Origin of the sequence: Brevundimonas fluminis (assembly GCF_003934285.1) — a bacterium.
In the GTDB taxonomy this organism is placed as follows: domain Bacteria; phylum Pseudomonadota; class Alphaproteobacteria; order Caulobacterales; family Caulobacteraceae; genus Brevundimonas; species Brevundimonas fluminis.
In genome coordinates this window covers 817035-833193 of record NZ_RQWJ01000002.1, presented here as the reverse complement: position 1 = coordinate 833193, position 16159 = coordinate 817035, and the positions used below count along the sequence as shown (strand labels likewise).

Sequence of the window (16159 nt, the reverse complement as noted above, 5' to 3'; positions counted from 1 at the left end):
AGGCGGCCCCCGCCGACCTTCGTTGTCTTTGAAGACCTTCAATAGGCCGGTGGCGGACGCCGGTCGAGGGCGGTCGTCACGGCGCGCGTGACGCGTGATCTCCGCCGCGGTTCCGGCGCCGCTTCGAGAGCCGTGACCAGGTCCTCGGCTTCGCAGGGAACTCCGTTCGGCGCGACGTGGAGCGGGTGCAGGATCAGGGCTGCGGCGACCAGATCGTCGACCGACGGCCGCGCGGTTCTGCGCGGGACCGGGAGGGCGTCCTGGGTCAGGCCCCAGCCGGCGAAGAAGGGGCGGCCGAAGGTCAGGACGCGCTTGCCGCGGATCAGGGCCTCGAAGCCCGCGAGCGAGGTCATGACGGCGACGGCGTCGGCGGCTTCGATGCAGGCCACGACGTCGAGGTCGTCCGCTCGGGCGTCGGCGAGGGCCGCGGCGTCCGGCGGCAGGACGCCGATGCGGTTTCCCGCGCGGACGTCAGGATGGTCGCGCCAGATCAGGAAAGCGTCCGGGTTCAGACGGCGCACCTCCGTCAGCAGGGCCGCGTTGGTGCGGATCGTCTCGCAACCCAGGAGGACGGAGCGGTCGTCCTCGACCTGGCCGAGGACCAGGATGCGGTCCCGGTCCGTCGGCCAGTCCGGCGCCGGCGCGCCGCCCAGATTGTACTTGCTCAGTCCTGCCGCGACGATCCGTGCCCGCAGCCGCGCGCCCCGCGCCCGGTCGGCCTCGGAGACGCCCCGCTGGATCAGCGTTTCCAGATCCGACGGCGCGGACGGATCGTAGTGGACGCCCGTGCCGTCCAGCACCGCCGACAGCGCCGGCGTGAAATCCGAGCCCAGCCCCCGCGACCGCAGGAAGCCGTCCTCCATGCGGAAGAGAGCCGCGCCCATCGCCTTCGCCTGCTCCGCCAGCTGCTCCGGCTCCCTCCCCGCCCACACCACCAAGCGCCCCCCGTCCGACTTGGCGGCGGACAGGGCGGAGGTGGCGGAGGGGTGGAACGCGATCCCCCCACGCGCCCCGAGAGGGCTGTTCATCAACCGCCGCACCGCCCCCCGCTTCGGCGGCGTGAAGCCGATCGCATGCCACCGCCCCTCCAGCCGCCGGGCGCGTCGCGTCAGGGCGGCGAGGCGCTCGACCGCCTCCTCCGGCGCGCAGGCCTCGCCCGTCACCGGATCGACCCAGCGGCAACAGGCGATCATCGCCGCGTGGACCACGTCCTCGACGGCGCGGGGCACGCCGCGGCGTGGCGGCGTCACGTCGTCCTGGGTCAGCTCCCAGCCGGCATAGAACGGCGCGCCGAAGCAGCGGACGGGCATCCGCCGCCACAGGGCCTCGAACCCCAGGCCGCTGGTCACGACGTAGACCGCGTCCACCGCGTCCAGCAGGTCCGCGGCGCGCACGTCGTCCACGACCGTCAGATCGCGCGCGTCCGACAGATCCAGACAGCCGCGCTTCAGCCCCGCCGCCACGGCCGGATGCCGCTTCACGATCAACTGCGCGTCCGGCTCGTCCTGACGCGCGGCGGCCAGCATGCGGGCGAAGCTCCACGGCCCCGCGTGCCCCAGAGGGATGGAGGCGTCGCCCGCCGTCTGGTCCACGATCAGGACGCGCCGCCCCGGCCTCAGGATCGCGGGGTCCAGCGGTCGTCCGAGATTGGTCTTCGACAGGCCGTGGGCGACGGCGGCCTCCATCAGCGCGCGGGCGCGCAGGCGCTCGGGTCGCGTGGCCGTCCCGGCGATGACCCCCTCGATCCGGGAGCCGCGGAAGCAGTCGTAATAGGCTCCCAGACCGTCGACGATCAGCGACATTGACGGCGTCCCCGCCTCTCCCAGCCCGACGGAGCGCAGGAAGCCGTCCTCCAGCGAGACGTAGGGCAGGCCGGTCAGACGCGCCCACGCGCGCCCGGGGGCGGACGAGCGCTTCATGCCCCATCCCAGCACCGCCTTCACGTCCGATCCCGGCAGGGCGCGGAAGGCGTGCTCGGGCAAAAGCGCGCGGCGATGCGGCAGGCCCAGCAGGCCGGGCGTGCAGGCCCAGGCGGGCTCCGGCGTGATCACCCTCCGGCCCGGGCCAGCGTCCGGCGCGCTGTGTCGAGGTGAAGGCGTTCGACCATCTCGCCCTCGAGCGACACCGCCCCCCTGCCTTGCGCGTCCGGCGCCTCGAAGACGGCGACGATCGCCCGGGCGCGGGCCACGGCCTCCGGAGACGGGCTGAAGGCGGCGTTGGCGGGCGCGATCTGGCGGGGGTGGATCAGGCTCTTGCCGTCGAAGCCGTAGAGGACGCCCTGAGCGCACTCGCGGGCGAAGCCGTCGTCGTCCTGGAAGCGGTTGAAGACGCCGTCGATGGCCGCGATCCCGTGCGCGCGGGCGGCGGCGACGACGGCGGCCAGCCAGGCCTTCAAGGGCTCCCGGTCGTCGGACGGCCCCGTGCCCAGCGCGGCGGCGAGATCGTTGACGCCGAACATGAGGGCGTCGAGGGCCGCGTGGGCCCCGGCGATCTCAGGCAGGCGGAACAGGGCCGGCGGGGTCTCGATCATGGCGATCAGCCGGGCGCCCGGCGCGACCCCGGCGGCGCGGACGACGATCGCGGCGTCCTCGACCTTGGGCAGGACGATCAGGTCGCAATCCGCCTCTGCGAGGGCGGCGAGGTCGTCGGCGTGCCAGGGCGTGCCCTCGCCGTTGATCCGCACGCCGAGGCGGGGGCCGAAGCCGCCGGCCCGGACGGCCTCCACGGCGGCGGCGCGGGCCTCGGACTTCCTCCCGGGCGCGACGGCGTCCTCAAGATCCAGGACGGCCAGGTCGCAATCCAGCGTTCGCGCCTTCTCCACCGCGCGCGGGTTCGACGCCGGCAGAAAGAGGACGCTGCGCGCCCGCATGGTCAGACGCGGCCCGTGACGGGGATCAGGGCGCCGCGCATGGCCCGCGATTCCGGCGAGGCGAGAAACAGCATGACGGCGGCCAGATCGCGCGGGGCGACCCAGTCCCCGGGGTCGGCGTCGGGCATGTCGGAGCGGTTCTGCGGCGTGTCGAGGATGGACGGCAGGACGGCGTTGACGGTGACCGTCGTGTCCTTGAGCTCGCGGGCCAGCGCCTCGGTCAGCCGGTGCACGCCGGACTTGGAGGCGGCGTAGGCCCCCATGCAGGCGTCGGCCTTCAGCGCCCCGTTGGCCCCGACGTTGACGATCCGGCCCTCGGGCGACCGCTTGAGGTGCGGCAGGGCGGCGCGGGTGGCGTTCAGGCAGGTCAGGACGTTCAGGCGGAACATCTTCTCATGCGCCGGAGCGTCGGCCTCGGTGGTCTGCCAGACGAAGCCGCCGGCCACGTTCAGGAGGGCGTCGAAGCGGCCGAACCGGTCCGCGACGCGGTCCATGGCGGCCTGGGCCCGCACGGGATCGGTCAGGTCGACGCCGCCGAGCACGAACCGGTCGGGGGCCTCCTCGTCGCCCGGCGCGTGGTCGATCAGGGCGACGGCCCAGCCGCGCTCGAGCGCCAGTTCGGCGGCCGCCGATCCCAGCGCCCCCTGCCCCCCGGTGATGACGACGACGCCCTGGTCCATGTGCCGCTCCTGCCTTCGGGGCGGGACCATAGGCCCCGGACGCGGCGGATCAACCGGCCGCGAACACCTTGCCGAGGATGCGCTCCAGAGCCTCCGCGTCCACGGCGTCGAAGGCGGCGGGCACGGTGGCGTCCACGTCGAACACGGCGATCAGGGCGCCCGAAGCGTCGCGGACCGGCACGACGATCTCGCTGGCCGAGCGCGAATCGCAGGCGATGTGGCCGGGAAAGGCGTGGACGTCGGCCACGACCTGGGTTTGCCCGGTCGCCGCCGCCGCGCCGCAGACGCCGCGGCCGAAGGGAATGCGCAGGCAGCCGAGCGTGCCCTGATACGGTCCGACCACCAGCTCGCCCGGCTTCGCCGGATCGACGACGTAGAAGCCGGTCCAGAAGTAGGCGTCGAAGGCGTCCGCCAGCATCGAGGCGACGGTGGCCATGCGCGCGGTCAGATTCGGCTCGCCGTCCAGGACGGCCAGAATCTCCTCCTCGACCTCGAGGTAGCGCGCGGCCTTGTCGGCGGGACGGTCGGTGCGGGCGACGTAGGCCACGGGCGGCTCCTGATTCGGCTCAAGACGGGCATATGGCGGTCGGAAACGCCCTGCGCCAGCTTCGCGCGACGGGCGAACCGCGTAGCTTCTCAAGGGCTTTCGGCGTCTCTCGACACATTGCGGCCTTGGTGCGGCAACGCTTTGTCGCTTTCGGCGTTAACCATATCGCCAAGTTCACTGGACCGGACCGCCGGTTTGGGAAATGGTTAACGGCCGCCGTTGGTCGTGGCGTGGGGGATGAGGGGAACATGTCCGAGCGCGGCGCCCATGGACGCGATCACGGCCGCCGGGGTCCGGGGCGCGCGATCGCCGTCGCCCTCGTCGCCGTCCTGCTGGTCACCGCCCTTCTGGCCATGGCCGCCTGCGGCGAGCAGACGCCGCAATTCTTCCGCCGCGTCGGAGGGAACGCCGACGAGGGCTGCCCGCGTCCGGCCTCGCTGACGGGCGCCGAGTTCAACGATCAGGAGCGCGGCCTGCGCGTGCTGCGCAAGGCGGCCTTCCGCGGCGACTTCTTCGCCCAGCTGGAGCTGGGGTCGCGCTATGCGGCCGAGCGGGCGACCGACAAGAACATCGAGGATCCGATCGAGAGCGCGACCTGGCTGGCCATGGCCCTGGCCAACGAGGAAGGCTTCGCCCCGATCAACCGGGTCAACCGCGGGCCGTTCGGCGGCTGGCGGCCGCTGTCGCGCTATGACGACTGCCGAGCCAACGAGCGCGCCTCGGCCTATCGCCGGCTGGACCGCACGCTGTCTCGCATGACGCTGGAGGAGCAGGAGGCCGTCCGCGACCGGGTGATCTACATCCTGTCGACGCAGGACGCGCCGGGCTTCCGCACCCTGGCCCGTCTGCACGACGGCCTGTACGGCCCGTTCGGCGAGCCGCAGGACAACCCGCAGGGCCGCGAGGCCTGGGGACGCCGCAACAACGGCCGCGACGGGCTGCAGGCCGCGACCGGCCTGTTCCGCCGAAACGACGTCGACGCCTATCTGTACAACTATCTGGCGGTGCAGACCGGGGACGTCGGCTCCTATGTCCTGCTGAAGGACTTCGAGCGCTCGTCGCCGAACCGGACCCAGTACGGCCGCTTCGTCGAGGCCAAGGCCCGCCAGTGGGTGCCGCCGTTCGAATTCTATCCCAACAAGGCGCCGGCGTCGGGCGTGCCCTTCTCGGACGAGAGCCGACCGCGCGGCGACGCCTTCGAGTACGCCACCAGCCGCATCACCGAACTGCCGTTCATCCACGTGGGCCGGGCCCTGCGCTATCTCGGCATTTCCGAGATCGCGGCGTCGCAGCCGACGCAGCTGAGCAAGCGCGAGGTCGAGACGCTGGAGGCGGTGCTGGGCCATCCGATGGACGGGCGGCTGTCGCTTCTGGAGCGGGTGCGCGCGATCCAGCTGGCGGCCGTGAACGGCTCGTCCGAGGCGCAGCTGGTGCTGGCCGTCATGTACGCCGAGGGCATCGGCGTGCCGATCGACTACGCCCGCAGCTTCCACTGGTTCGAGGAGGCGGCGCGGCAAGGCAGCCCCGAGGCCAAGTTCGCGCTGTCGTCCTACTTCGCCCTGGGCGTGGCCGGCGTCGCCGATCAGGACAAGGCCGAGGCCGTGGTGCTGAGGATCGACTCGGCGCTGGCCGGCTTCGCCCCGTCGGCCGCCCGCCTGCAGGCCGTCCTGGCCCAGGTCTCCCGCTCGCAGCAGCGCCGATAGGAGGGCGCGTACCCATGACCCGCAAAACCCTCCGTCACGGACTGGTCGCCGCCTCGGCCCTGTTGGCCGCCGGCTTGGGCGTCTCGCTGGCGCCCGAAGCCGCCTTCGCCCAGGACGCCGCGCGCGTGGAGAGCACGACGCGCCCGAACTTCGGCATCCTGCTGGATCCGCCGTCGCGCAGCGCCTCGCGCCGCGGCTCGCACCGGCGCTGGAGCCGGCCGCAACATGGATACGGGCACCCCGGCCCCGCCTATCCCGGACCGATCCGGCCGGGCGGTCAGGAAGAGGTCGTGCTGGTCGACTGCGGCGGCAATCCCGGCACCGGCGCGGTCGAGGACGCGGTGCGGCGGGTGCGGCCGGGCGGGACCCTGATCCTGCGGGCGCGCGGGGGGCCCTGCGTCGGCTGGCTGAACGTCGACAAGCCGCTGACCATCCTGGGCGAAGGCGGGTTCGACCCGCGCGACTGGGACCGCAACCCGTCGATCACCCTGCAGGCGCCCGACGGCCTTCCCTGCATGACGGTGGCGGCCGGCGTGCGGGTCAACGTGCGCGACGTGGTGTTCACCTCGCCCCACGCCGGGGACGCGGCCTGCGTCATCGGCTACGACGCCCAGATCGAGATGAACCGCGTCGGCTTCCGCCACGTCGGCGACGAGGCGGCGATCTACATGGACGGCGGCCTGCTGGACATCCGCAACGCGGTGATCGACGCCCAGACGGTCAGCCCCGCCATCATCGCCGACGGCGCGTCGATGACCGCCTACGACATGGTGGTGTTCGGGGCCCAGTCCGGGCTGGAGGTCACGCCGGGCGCGGGCCAGACGGTCACCATCTCGACCTCGACCCTCAAGGGCGTCGGCGTGCCCAACAACTTCGGTCCGCGCAGCATCGGCATGGTGGTGCGCTCGGGCCGCGACTACGGCCGGGTCGAGGTGACCAACACCAAGATCTGCGGCTACGTCGAGGGCGTGGCCATCGAGGGCGCCTCGGTGAAGATCGAGGACAGCAACATCTGCCGCACCGACAAGGGCGTGGTCCTGTACAACGGCGAGCTGACGCTGAAGGACAGCCGCATCGTGGCCGACACCCTGGGCCTGGCCGCCGCCTCGGGGCGGGCCGTGGTGGTCGACAACGTCTTCGCCCGGGTGCGGGAGGTCATCTACGCCGAGCCGCGCGCCGTGGTGGAGGCCTCGGGCAACCGCGTCTGGTCGCAGCACGTCTGCCGGGCCCGCTTCCGCGAGCGCTATCGCGGCCGCTACGAGCCCTACTGGACCGGCGGCCAGGGCTGGCAGTGCGCCTACGGCAGCTATCCGCAGACCTGGTACGAGGAGGACGAGGCGCTGCTGGGCATTCCGTACGAGGACCACGGCTACACCCTGCAGGGCTATGACGGCTATCAGCAGGGCTATGGCTGGTACGACCGCGAAGGCCGCTACATCGACGACCGCTCGTCCTACGGCGACGACCGCTGGTACGACGGCCGCCGGCGGCGGTAGGCCCGGCAGGACTCGAACCTGCAACCAGACCGTTATGAGCGGTCGGCTCTAACCATTGAGCTACGGGCCCGCCGGGCGGGACCGTGGGCGTAGCAGGCGCGCGGGCGGTCGCCAAGCGGCCGCGATTCCCACGCGGATTTCACCTCGATGAACGGAACCTGCACCGTTTCCCGACGCTCCGGTTCAGGACGGAACGGCCAAGGTGCGGCCGGTCCAAACCCTCTCTCCGGAGCTCTCCGCATGACCCGCAAATCCCTGGCCCTGGGCGCCGCCCTTGCCGCCCTGACCTTCGCCCCGGCCGCCATGGCCCAGTCGCAGCCCGACGGCGGCGCGCCCATAGTGGTGCAGGCCGTGGTCGACCGCCCGGCCCTGACGCTGGCCGCCTACGGCGAGGTGAAGGTCGCGCCGGACATGGCCACGATCAACTTCGGCGTCGTCACCGAGGCCCCGACGGCGCAGGAGGCCATGGCCCAGAACGCCGCCCGCATGGCCGAGGTGACCGCCGCCCTGCGCCGCGCCGGCATCGAGCCGCGGCTGGTCCAGACCTCGGGCCTGAACCTGTCGGCCCAGTACGACTACGTCGAGAACAATCCGCCCCGCCTGCGCGGCTATCAGGCGTCCAACCGCGTCACCGTGCGCGTCGAGGATCTCGCCCGGACGGGTCAGGTCGTGGACGCGGTCGTCGCCGCCGGCGTCAACCAGATCGACGGCATCGGCTTCGGCCTGAAGGACCCGACCGCCGCCGAGAACGAGGCCCGCCTGCTGGCCGTGCGTTCGCTGCAGCAGAAGGCGGCGCTGTACGCCCAGGCCCTGGGCGTGCCGCTGGGCGGCATCCGCAACCTGACCGAAGGCGGCGGCTATGCGCCCCAGCCGCCGCGCCCGATGCCGATGTACGCCCGCGCCGAGATGGCCCAGGACGCCTCGACCTCGGTGGCCCCGGGCGAGCTGACCGTGCGGATCGACGTGACCGGGGTGTATGATCTGGTGCGGTAGAAGAGCCCTTCTCCCCTCGGGGGAGAAGGTGTCAGGCGGAGCCTGACGGATGAGGGGGCTGGCGGCGCATCTGGACCGCCAGCCGTCTGATCTCTCCGGTCAGGACGGCCGGATTGTTGAGAAAAGCCTCATTGCCGCACCGGAGCACGCGAAAGCCGGCGGAGCACAGGCGCTCGTCGCGAGCCGCGTCCTCGGCTTCCCGAAGGCGGTGAACCCCGCCGTCCAGCTCGACGACCAGCTTCAGTTCGGCGCAGTAGAAGTCGACCGTCAGGCCGGCGAGCAGGGTCTCGCGGCGGAACTTCAGGTCGTCCAGTCGGCGGTCGCGGACCATGCTCCAGAACCGACTTTCGGCCAGCGTCAACTCGCGGCGCAGGCGGCGCGCGCGGCGGGTCTTGTCCGGCGACTGACGCATCCGGTGAAAGCCCCCTCATCCGACGGCCTTCGGCCGCCACCTTCTCCCCCGAGGGGAGAAGGACAGCTTAGCCCGCGATCCGGTCGAAATCCGCCACGCGGCCCATCACCGCGCGGATCTGGCCGAGCAGCTTCAGGCGGTTGTCACGTTCGGCGGGGACGTCGGAGTTGACCAGCACGGCCTCGAAGAAGGCGTCGACGGGCGCGCGGAGCGCCGACAGGGCCCGCATGGCGGCGGCGAAATCCTCGGCCTCCAGCGCCTGATCCACGGCGGTCTGGGCGGCGGCGGCGGCGAAGGCCAGCGCGGTCTCCTCGGGCGGCTGGTTCGGCAGGCCGGTCTGGACCATGCCCGTGGGAACGTCGCCCTTCTTCGCCTCGGCCTTGAGGATGTTGGAGGCGCGGCGGTGCCCGGCCAGCAGATTGGCGCCGTCGTCGGTCGCCAGAAAGGCGTCCAGCGCCTCGACCCGCCGCACGATGCGGACCAAGTCGTCGTCGCCCAGCGCGAAGACCGCGTCGACGAGGTCGTGGCGCTTGCCCTGGTCGCGGAGGAGGACCTTCAGGCGGTCGGCGAAGAAGGCCTGCATTTCTCGTTCAATCGGACCGTACACTTCCCGCTGGAACTGCTCGCCCCGACTAATGAAGTCGATAGCTGCCGCAGGCATCGTGCCAGGCGGAAGCATTGTGGCCTCAGGCAACATCCAGAAGGTGCTGACTGCCGGACCCGGCAGGCGCATCCGAACCCCATTCTCCAGCACCAGCCGGATCACGCCCAGCGCGGCGCGGCGCAGGGCGAAGGGGTCCTTCGACCCCGTGGGCTTCTCGTCGATGGCGAAGAAGCCGACCAGCGTATCCAGCTTGTCGGCCAGGGCCACGGCGACCGTCAGCGGCGCGGTCGGGACGGCGTCGGAGGGGCCCTGCGGCCGGTAGTGGTCGCGGATCGCGTCGGCGACGGCGTCGCCGTGTTCGGCGCGGGCGTAGTAGCCGCCCATGACCCCCTGCAGCTCCGGGAACTCGCCGACCATGCCCGACGCCAGATCGGCCTTGGCGAGACGGGCGGCGCGTTCGGCCTGATCCGGATCGGCGCCGACCAGCGGGGCGATCTCGCGGGCCAGGGCGGCGATGCGGTCGACGCGCTGGGCCATCGTGCCGAGCCTGGCGTGGAAGGTGACCCCTTCCAGCTTCTTCAGCCAGGCGTCGAAGCCGGTCTTGCGGTCCTCGTCCCAAAAGAAGCGGGCGTCGTTCAGGCGGGCGGACAGGACGCGGCCGTTGCCGGCGGCCAGCGCCTTGCCGCCGTCGGTGGCCTCGACGTTGGCGACGACGACGAAGTGCGGGGCCAAGCCGTCGCGCGCGGGGTCGCGCACGGCGAAGTACTTCTGGTGGACCTTCATCGACAGACGCACCACCTCGGGCGGCAGGTCGAGGAAGGCGGGGTCCATGTCGCCCAGGATCGGCGTGGGCCATTCGGCGAGGCCGGCGACCTCGTCCAGCAGGCCGTCGTCGTCGACCAGCGTCAGGCCGCGGTCGGCGCAGGCGGCCTTGGCGCCCTCGAGGATGCGCAGCTTGCGGTCGGCGACGTCCAGCAGGACGTGCTCGCGCTCCAGCTTCCGGCGATAATCGGCGAAGTCCCGGACCGCGAACGGCTGGCCGCTGCCGAGGAAGCGGTGCCCCTCGGTCACGTCGCCCGACGCGATGCCGTCCACGTCGAAGGGCACGACCACCCCGTCGAACAGGCAGACGATCCGCTTCAACGGGCGCACCCAGCGCAGGGCGCCCGTGCCCCAGCGCATCGACTTGGGCCAGGGGAAGCCGCGCACGATCTCGTCGACCATGGCGGGGACCAGGTCGGCGGTCGCCCGGCCCTTCTGGCTGATGACGGCGAACAGCACGCCGTCGCGCTCGACCAGCTGGTCGCGGGTCAGGCCGGTCTTGCGCAGGAAGCCCTCCAGCGCCTGCTCGGGCGCCGACGCCTTCGGCCCCTTCAGCTCTTCCTCGCGGTCGGGCGTGGCGGCGGGCAGGCCGTCGACGACCAGCGTCAGGCGGCGCGGGCCGGCGAAGGTGGTCAGGGCGTCGAAGCCCAGCCCGGCGGCCTTCAGCCGCTCGGTCGCCATCCGCTCCAGATCGCGCGCGGCGCCCGCCTGCATGCGGGCCGGGATCTCTTCGGAGAACAGTTCGAGAAGCAGCTGGGGCATCAGTCGGTCCGGCGCTCAACGGAGAGCATCAGGGTGGGAGGCGCACCGTCCGTCGCGGAGAAGGTGATGAACAGCGTCAGCGGGGCCGCCGAGAGAGCCGCGCCCTGCAGGAGGGCGAAGATCTCGCGTTCGAAATAGAGGTCGGCCGTGATGCCATGCTCAGTCTCGAACACCTCACCACTGGTGCCGTGCGGCGAGTACTCGATCATGCCGAAACGCGCGTAGACCGGGACCGGCTGGTCGCGTCCGGTGGGAACGGCCTCCACGAACGGCGACACGGTCCAGACCGGGCAGGGCGCACCCATTTCCATCGGCATCCGCAGACGATCATTGGCGAACACCAGACAGGCGCCCAAGGGCGGCTTCGGGTCCGCGCGGCGGGACGTCAGGGAGACGACGCGGTCGTCGCTCACGCCCGCGCCCTTTCCTGTTCGACCCATTCCGTCGCGCAGGCTTTGCAGAGGTCGCGGATGCGGCCGATGTAGCTCTGGCGTTCGGCGACGGCGATGGCGCCGCGGGCGTCCATCAGGTTGAACAGGTGGCTGGCCTTCAGCACCTGGTCGTAGGCGGGCAGGACCAGCTTCTGATCCTGCGGGCCGCGCATTTCCAGCAGGCGGCCGACCTCGGCCACCATGTCCTCGAAGCGCCGCTTCAGCCCGTCGACGTCATAGCCGTGGAAATTGGCTTCCGACTGCTGGCGCTCGTTCTCGAGGAAGACCTCGCCGTAGGTCAGGCCCTCGTCGTTGAACCGCAGGTCGTAGACGTCATCCACGCCCTGCACGTACATGGCCAGCCGCTCCAGCCCATAGGTCAGCTCGCCGGAGACGACGTCCACCTCGATGCCGCCGACGCCCTGGAAGTAGGTGAACTGGGTCACCTCCATGCCGTCGCACCAGACCTCCCACCCCAGCCCCCAGGCGCCGACGGTGGGGTTTTCCCAGTCGTCCTCGACGAAGCGCACGTCGTGCAGCTTCGGGTCGATGCCGATGGCCTCCAGCGAGCCGAGATACAGCTGCTGCAGGTTGTCCGGGTTGGGCTTCAGGATGACCTGGAATTGGTAATAGTGCTGGAGCCGGTTGGGGTTTTCGCCGTAGCGGCCGTCGCCGGGGCGGCGGCTGGGCTGGACGTAGGCGGCCTTCCACGGACGCGGGCCGAGCGCGCGCAGGACCGTGGCGGGGTGGAGGGTGCCGGCGCCGACCTCGACGTCGTAGGGCTGCAGCAGGGCGCAGCCCTGCGCGCCCCAGTAGCGCTGAAGCGTCAGGATCAGGTCCTGGAACGAGAGGGGTCTGTCGGCGGCCACGGAACCTCGGGGAGCGGGCATGCGGAAACGGCGGACCCTGATAGGGCCCGCCGCTTCCCAACTCAACCGATGGCCCGAGGACGAAGGGCCGGAGGCGGTCTTACGCCTGAGGGTCGGTCGGCTCCTCGTCCATATCCTCCTCGCCGGCGGGCGGGGTGGCGGTGTCGTCGGTGGCCGGCTCGGCGGTCGTCGCGGCCGGCTCCTGGCCCTCCGCCACCGGCTGGTCCGGAGCCGTCGCCTCATCCGCCGCATCGGCGGCCGGGGTGACCGGCTCAGTCGTGGTGGTCACGCCGACGGGACGGTCCGAGGCCGGCTCGGCCGGGACGGCGGGCTCGGTCGACTGTCCCGCGGCGGCCGGAGCCGGCGGACCGGCCGGAGCGACCTCTTCCTCGTCGCCCATGGCGGCCTGGCTGGCCGAGGGCGTCAGCACCTTGTCGATGGCGAAGACCGCGCCGTTGGAGGCGTCGATGTCGGCCGTCACCACCGTGGCGGAGTCGATCCTGATCGCCTCACCGGTGCCGTCCAGCTGGACCTGGGCGCCGCCCGCGGTCGGGACGCCGCCGCGGGCGCCGGTGATCTGGCTGGACTGAACGTCGGCCGCGATCACATGGTAGAGCAGCAGCGACCGCAGCTCCTCACGGTTCGCGGGGTCCATCAGACGGGTGCGCTCGGCTTCCGGCAGGGCCGCGAAGGCCTCGTCCGTCGGGGCGAAGATCGAGACGGCGGGCTGGGCTTCCAGCACGGCGGTCAGGCCCGCGGCGTCCAGCGCCGACAGCAGGGTGGTGAACCGCCCGTCCGCGCGCAGCACGGCGACGACGGAGTTCGGCTGCCCGGCCGGCGCGGTGACGGCGGCGGTCGGCGCCTCGCTCGGCGCCGGGGCCGTCGTCGTGCCGTCGGCCGGGGTGGTCGGCGGCAGGGTCGGCGGCGTCTGCGCCGGGTCCTGGGCCGGCGGGGTCGTCGGCTGCGGCACGGGCGCCTCCTGCGCGAAGGCGGCGGGCGCGGCGAACAGGGCGACGGCGGCGGCGGCCGTCATGAGACGGGTCTTCAGCATGTCGTTCTCCTTCCAGAGTGAACAGCCAAGGTTCAGGGGAGGAACACTTGGGATCAGCCCCCAGTCCAGGAAGCTTGGTCGAGCAATGCGTTCATTTCCGGTTCAGTTCCGGGCCAGTAATCGTCGGCATGACATGACCTTGAGCTTGCCGTGATCTGGGCGTGATCGCGGCAGAATGGCCGTTGTTCGAACGTCAACCCGCCGAAATCGGGCGCGGATCGCCGTCGACCTGGTCAAGCCTGACCGCTGCCACCCACCAATCGGGCCGGTCCCGGAGGAGCCCGCCCGCGGCTCGCGCCGCCTCCTTCGCAGTCCGGCAGAGGCCGAACGCCGTCGCGCCGGACCCGCTCATCCGGGTCAGGGCCACCTCCGAACGCGACTGGACGAGGCGGAGAACCTCGCCGACGACGGGATGCAGCGCCTCCGCCGGCGCCTGCAGGTCGTTGCGCTGACCGGCGAGCCAGGCCAGCACGCCGTCGACCGACCAGTCGTCCGGCGGCGCGGGCCTGTCGGCCTCGCGCACCGGGCCGGCGTCGTAGGCCGCGAAGACCGCACCGGTCGGCACGGGAACGCGCGGATTGACCAGCACGGCGTGCAGCGGCGGCAAGCGGGGTTCGGGGGTGAGGATCTCGCCCAGTCCTTCGGTCCAGGTCGCCGTCGGGAAAAGGCACATCGGGCCGTCGGCGCCGAGACCCGCCGCAATTTCCATGAGGGCGGCGTCCGGCAAGCCCGGAGCCATCGCCGCGCGGGCCAGTCGCAGGGCCGCCCCCGCGTCCGACGTCCCGCCGCCGATCCCGGCGGCCGCGGGCAGGCGCTTCTCGAGCACGATCGACGGCCGGGTCGCGTTTTCGCCCGTCGCGGCCGCAAAGGCGTCGAGCGCCCGCACCACGAGATTGTCGCCCCCCGTGGGCACGCCGTCCGCCATCGGCCCTTCCACGCGCAGACCGGGCGGTCCCTCCGTGTCCAGCGTCAGCAGATCGCCAGCGTCGGCGAAGACGGTCAGACCGGCCAGAGGATGCTTGCCGTCCACCCGCGGCGGGGCGACGTGGAGGAACAGGTTGATCTTGGCCGGAGCGAAGGCGCGCAGGCGCACGGGCTCAGGTTCCGGACGGCGCCGCGTCGGGCAGGCCGACCTCCAGCTTCTGGCGCAGGTCGGCCTCCAGCTCGGCGCCGGGATCCAGCACGAGCGCGCGCGACCACTGGAACCGCGCCTCGCGCCGGCGGCCGACGCGCCAGTAGGCGTCGCCCAGATGATCGTTGACGACCGCATCTCCCGGACGGGCGTCGACCGCCGCCTCCAGCGTCAACACGGCGTCCTCGAACAGGCCCCGACGGTACTGCGACCAGCCCAGGGCGCCCTGAACGGCGACGTCCCCGGGGTCCGCCTCGGCGGCGCGGGCGATGAGGGCGGCGCCCTCCTCCACCCGGCCCTGATCGATCCAGATGCCGCCGAGCAGGCCGAGGGCCGCGGCGTCGTCCGGGGCGGCGGCGAGCACGCCCTCCAGCGCCGTCACGGCCTCCGCGTCGCGGCCGAGGGCGCGCAGGGCGACGGCGCGGGCCCGCAAGGCGGCGGGCGACGCTGCCCCCTGGCCGAAGGCGGGACCGGCGAGAACCTCCAGAGCCTCGGCGTGACGGTCGAGGTGGTTGAGACGCTCGGCCAGCGCGAGCGCGGCCGCCGGCGCCGAGGGCGCGGCCGTCACGGCGCGGGTCAGGGGGACCAGGGCGGCCTCGTGTTCGCCCTCGCGGACGAGGCTTTCGCCGACGGCCAGCTGGGCCGAGGCGTAGAGGGACGGGTCGGCGGCCGAGATGCCGGCGAGCGCGTCCCGGCCGGGACCTTCGAGGCCCGCCTGCATCAGCGCGTCGCCGAGGTTGAGCAGGGTCAGGTCCGAGGGCGACACGTCCTGGGCCAGACGCAGGTAGACGGCGGCGAACTCGAACTGGCCCTCGGCGCTGGACTGCAGGGCGGCGGTGGTCAGGGCGCCCGCCGCGCCCTGTCGCAGGTCGCCCACGGCGGGCGGGCGACCGCGCGAGGCGGCGCGGGCGCGGGCGGAGATCAGGCGCTCGTCCGCCTGACCGCCGGCGATCTCTCCGTCGTAGAAGGCCACGGCTTCCGCACGCCGGCCGCGCCGCTCGAGGAAGGCGCCGTAGTCGAGAGCGAAGAGTCGCCGGCCCAGCGACGTCCCCATCACCACGCCCCATTCCGACGCCGCCTCGTCGTGACGGCGGCGCATCTCCAGCATGCGGGCGCGGTCGGCGCGGAGGAACAGGGTGGTGGAATCTGGCCCCAGCGAGGCCACGGGCGCGAGGGCCCGCTCCCAGTCCCCGGCGGACGCGGCCAGCCAGGGGGTCAGGAGACGTCCGGCGCGCGCGTGCGGTCGGGCGATCGGACGGGCGTCGACGAGGGCGAGAGCGCCCCGGGCGTCGCCGCGATCAAGGGCCTGAACCACGGTGACCAGCCGCCCGGCCTCGGTGACCAGGGCAGGAACCCCCTCCCCTTCCGGCGTCACGCGGCCGGCGAAGGCCAGGTCGCCGCCCAGCAGATTGGTGGCGAAGGCCTGATCCCGCACGACGGGCTGTTCCGGCGTCAGCATCAGGGCCTGACGCATGTAGACGGCGCCCGATCCGGCGTCTCCGCGCGCGGCGGCCAGGCGGCCCGCCAGGAACAGGCCGTAGGCCGAGCGCCCCTGATCGTCGATCGGCGCGGGTTCCCAGATCTCGGGACTGCGCGGCGGAGGCGTGGGCTCGACGTCCTGCAGCGGGACCGGCGTCCGACCGTCGGGGGCTGCGTCAGGCACGGGCCGTCGGATGTCCGGCGCTCCGGGTCCCGGGGCGGGCGGCTCCTGCGCCCACGCCGGGGCGGCCAGGGCGAGCGTTGAGGCGAAGGCGAGGAGCAGGCGCGCGGTCATGGCCGGAAGGAACC

Annotated in this window: 14 protein-coding genes and 1 tRNA gene; 3 read left to right on the top strand and 12 right to left on the bottom strand. The window is 72.6% G+C overall.

Features of this window, described 5'->3' with window-relative positions:
- Positions 1–38: 38 nt before the first annotated feature.
- The 4 genes from EFJ44_RS04780 to EFJ44_RS04765 are packed head-to-tail and all read right to left on the bottom strand — an operon-like array spanning position 39 to position 4096.
- The gene (locus tag EFJ44_RS04780; protein ID WP_241209674.1) at positions 39–2051 is read right to left on the bottom strand and encodes a capsular polysaccharide biosynthesis protein; all 2013 of its coding nucleotides are present in this window, start codon (positions 2049–2051) and stop codon (positions 39–41) included.
- A complete protein-coding gene (locus EFJ44_RS04775) occupies positions 2048–2869 on the bottom strand; it encodes an HpcH/HpaI aldolase/citrate lyase family protein (protein WP_125256013.1) in 822 nt (273 codons plus the stop codon). The genes EFJ44_RS04780 and EFJ44_RS04775 overlap by 4 nt, the downstream gene beginning before the upstream one ends.
- A gap of 2 nt (positions 2870–2871) precedes the next feature.
- Positions 2872–3549 (bottom strand): SDR family NAD(P)-dependent oxidoreductase, encoded by a 678-nt coding sequence (locus EFJ44_RS04770; RefSeq protein WP_125256012.1) that lies wholly within the window; start codon positions 3547–3549, stop codon positions 2872–2874.
- A gap of 49 nt (positions 3550–3598) precedes the next feature.
- Entirely contained in the window at positions 3599–4096 is a 498-nt protein-coding gene (locus EFJ44_RS04765) for a GAF domain-containing protein (protein WP_125256011.1), read from the bottom strand.
- Positions 4097–4344: 248 nt separating this feature from the next.
- Between EFJ44_RS04765 and EFJ44_RS04760 the strand changes: the two genes are divergently transcribed.
- Both EFJ44_RS04760 and EFJ44_RS04755 read left to right on the top strand, forming a co-directional pair.
- A complete protein-coding gene (locus EFJ44_RS04760; RefSeq protein ID WP_125256010.1) occupies positions 4345–5799 on the top strand; it encodes a tetratricopeptide repeat protein in 1455 nt (484 codons plus the stop codon).
- 14 nt (positions 5800–5813) lie between these two features.
- On the top strand, positions 5814–7295 hold the full coding sequence (locus EFJ44_RS04755; RefSeq protein WP_125256009.1) for a right-handed parallel beta-helix repeat-containing protein: 1482 nt from the start codon (positions 5814–5816) through the stop codon (positions 7293–7295).
- Here the strand turns inward: EFJ44_RS04755 and EFJ44_RS04750 are convergent.
- Positions 7293–7365, bottom strand: a tRNA-Ile gene (locus tag EFJ44_RS04750). The two genes, EFJ44_RS04755 and EFJ44_RS04750, sit on opposite strands and share 3 nt — an antisense overlap.
- 170 nt (positions 7366–7535) lie before the next feature.
- Between EFJ44_RS04750 and EFJ44_RS04745 the strand changes: the two genes are divergently transcribed.
- The gene (locus EFJ44_RS04745) at positions 7536–8288 is read left to right on the top strand and encodes an SIMPL domain-containing protein (protein ID WP_125256008.1); all 753 of its coding nucleotides are present in this window, start codon (positions 7536–7538) and stop codon (positions 8286–8288) included.
- A gap of 31 nt (positions 8289–8319) precedes the next feature.
- Here EFJ44_RS04745 and EFJ44_RS04740 read toward each other — a convergent pair whose 3' ends face one another.
- From EFJ44_RS04740 to EFJ44_RS04710, 7 genes are all read right to left on the bottom strand, one after another.
- Positions 8320–8700, bottom strand: a complete 381-nt coding sequence (locus tag EFJ44_RS04740; RefSeq protein ID WP_125256007.1) for a DUF559 domain-containing protein — start codon at positions 8698–8700, stop codon at positions 8320–8322.
- Between the two features lie 67 nt (positions 8701–8767).
- A complete protein-coding gene (gene glyS, locus EFJ44_RS04735; RefSeq protein WP_125256006.1) occupies positions 8768–10888 on the bottom strand; it encodes a glycine--tRNA ligase subunit beta in 2121 nt (706 codons plus the stop codon).
- Positions 10888–11301 (bottom strand): hypothetical protein, encoded by a 414-nt coding sequence (locus EFJ44_RS04730; RefSeq protein WP_125256005.1) that lies wholly within the window; start codon positions 11299–11301, stop codon positions 10888–10890. The genes glyS and EFJ44_RS04730 overlap by 1 nt, the downstream gene beginning before the upstream one ends.
- Positions 11298–12209: a glycine--tRNA ligase subunit alpha gene (locus EFJ44_RS04725; protein WP_420897375.1), complete on the bottom strand. Its 912-nt coding sequence runs from the start codon at positions 12207–12209 to the stop codon at positions 11298–11300. Before EFJ44_RS04725 ends, EFJ44_RS04730 begins: the two co-directional genes overlap by 4 nt.
- 79 nt (positions 12210–12288) lie before the next feature.
- The gene (locus tag EFJ44_RS04720; protein ID WP_125256003.1) at positions 12289–13239 is read right to left on the bottom strand and encodes a fasciclin domain-containing protein; all 951 of its coding nucleotides are present in this window, start codon (positions 13237–13239) and stop codon (positions 12289–12291) included.
- Between the two features lie 193 nt (positions 13240–13432).
- On the bottom strand, positions 13433–14332 hold the full coding sequence (locus EFJ44_RS04715) for a 4-(cytidine 5'-diphospho)-2-C-methyl-D-erythritol kinase (RefSeq protein ID WP_125256002.1): 900 nt from the start codon (positions 14330–14332) through the stop codon (positions 13433–13435).
- A 4-nt stretch (positions 14333–14336) separates the two neighbouring features.
- On the bottom strand, positions 14337–16145 hold the full coding sequence (locus EFJ44_RS04710) for a tetratricopeptide repeat protein (protein ID WP_125256001.1): 1809 nt from the start codon (positions 16143–16145) through the stop codon (positions 14337–14339).
- Positions 16146–16159 lie beyond the last annotated feature (14 nt).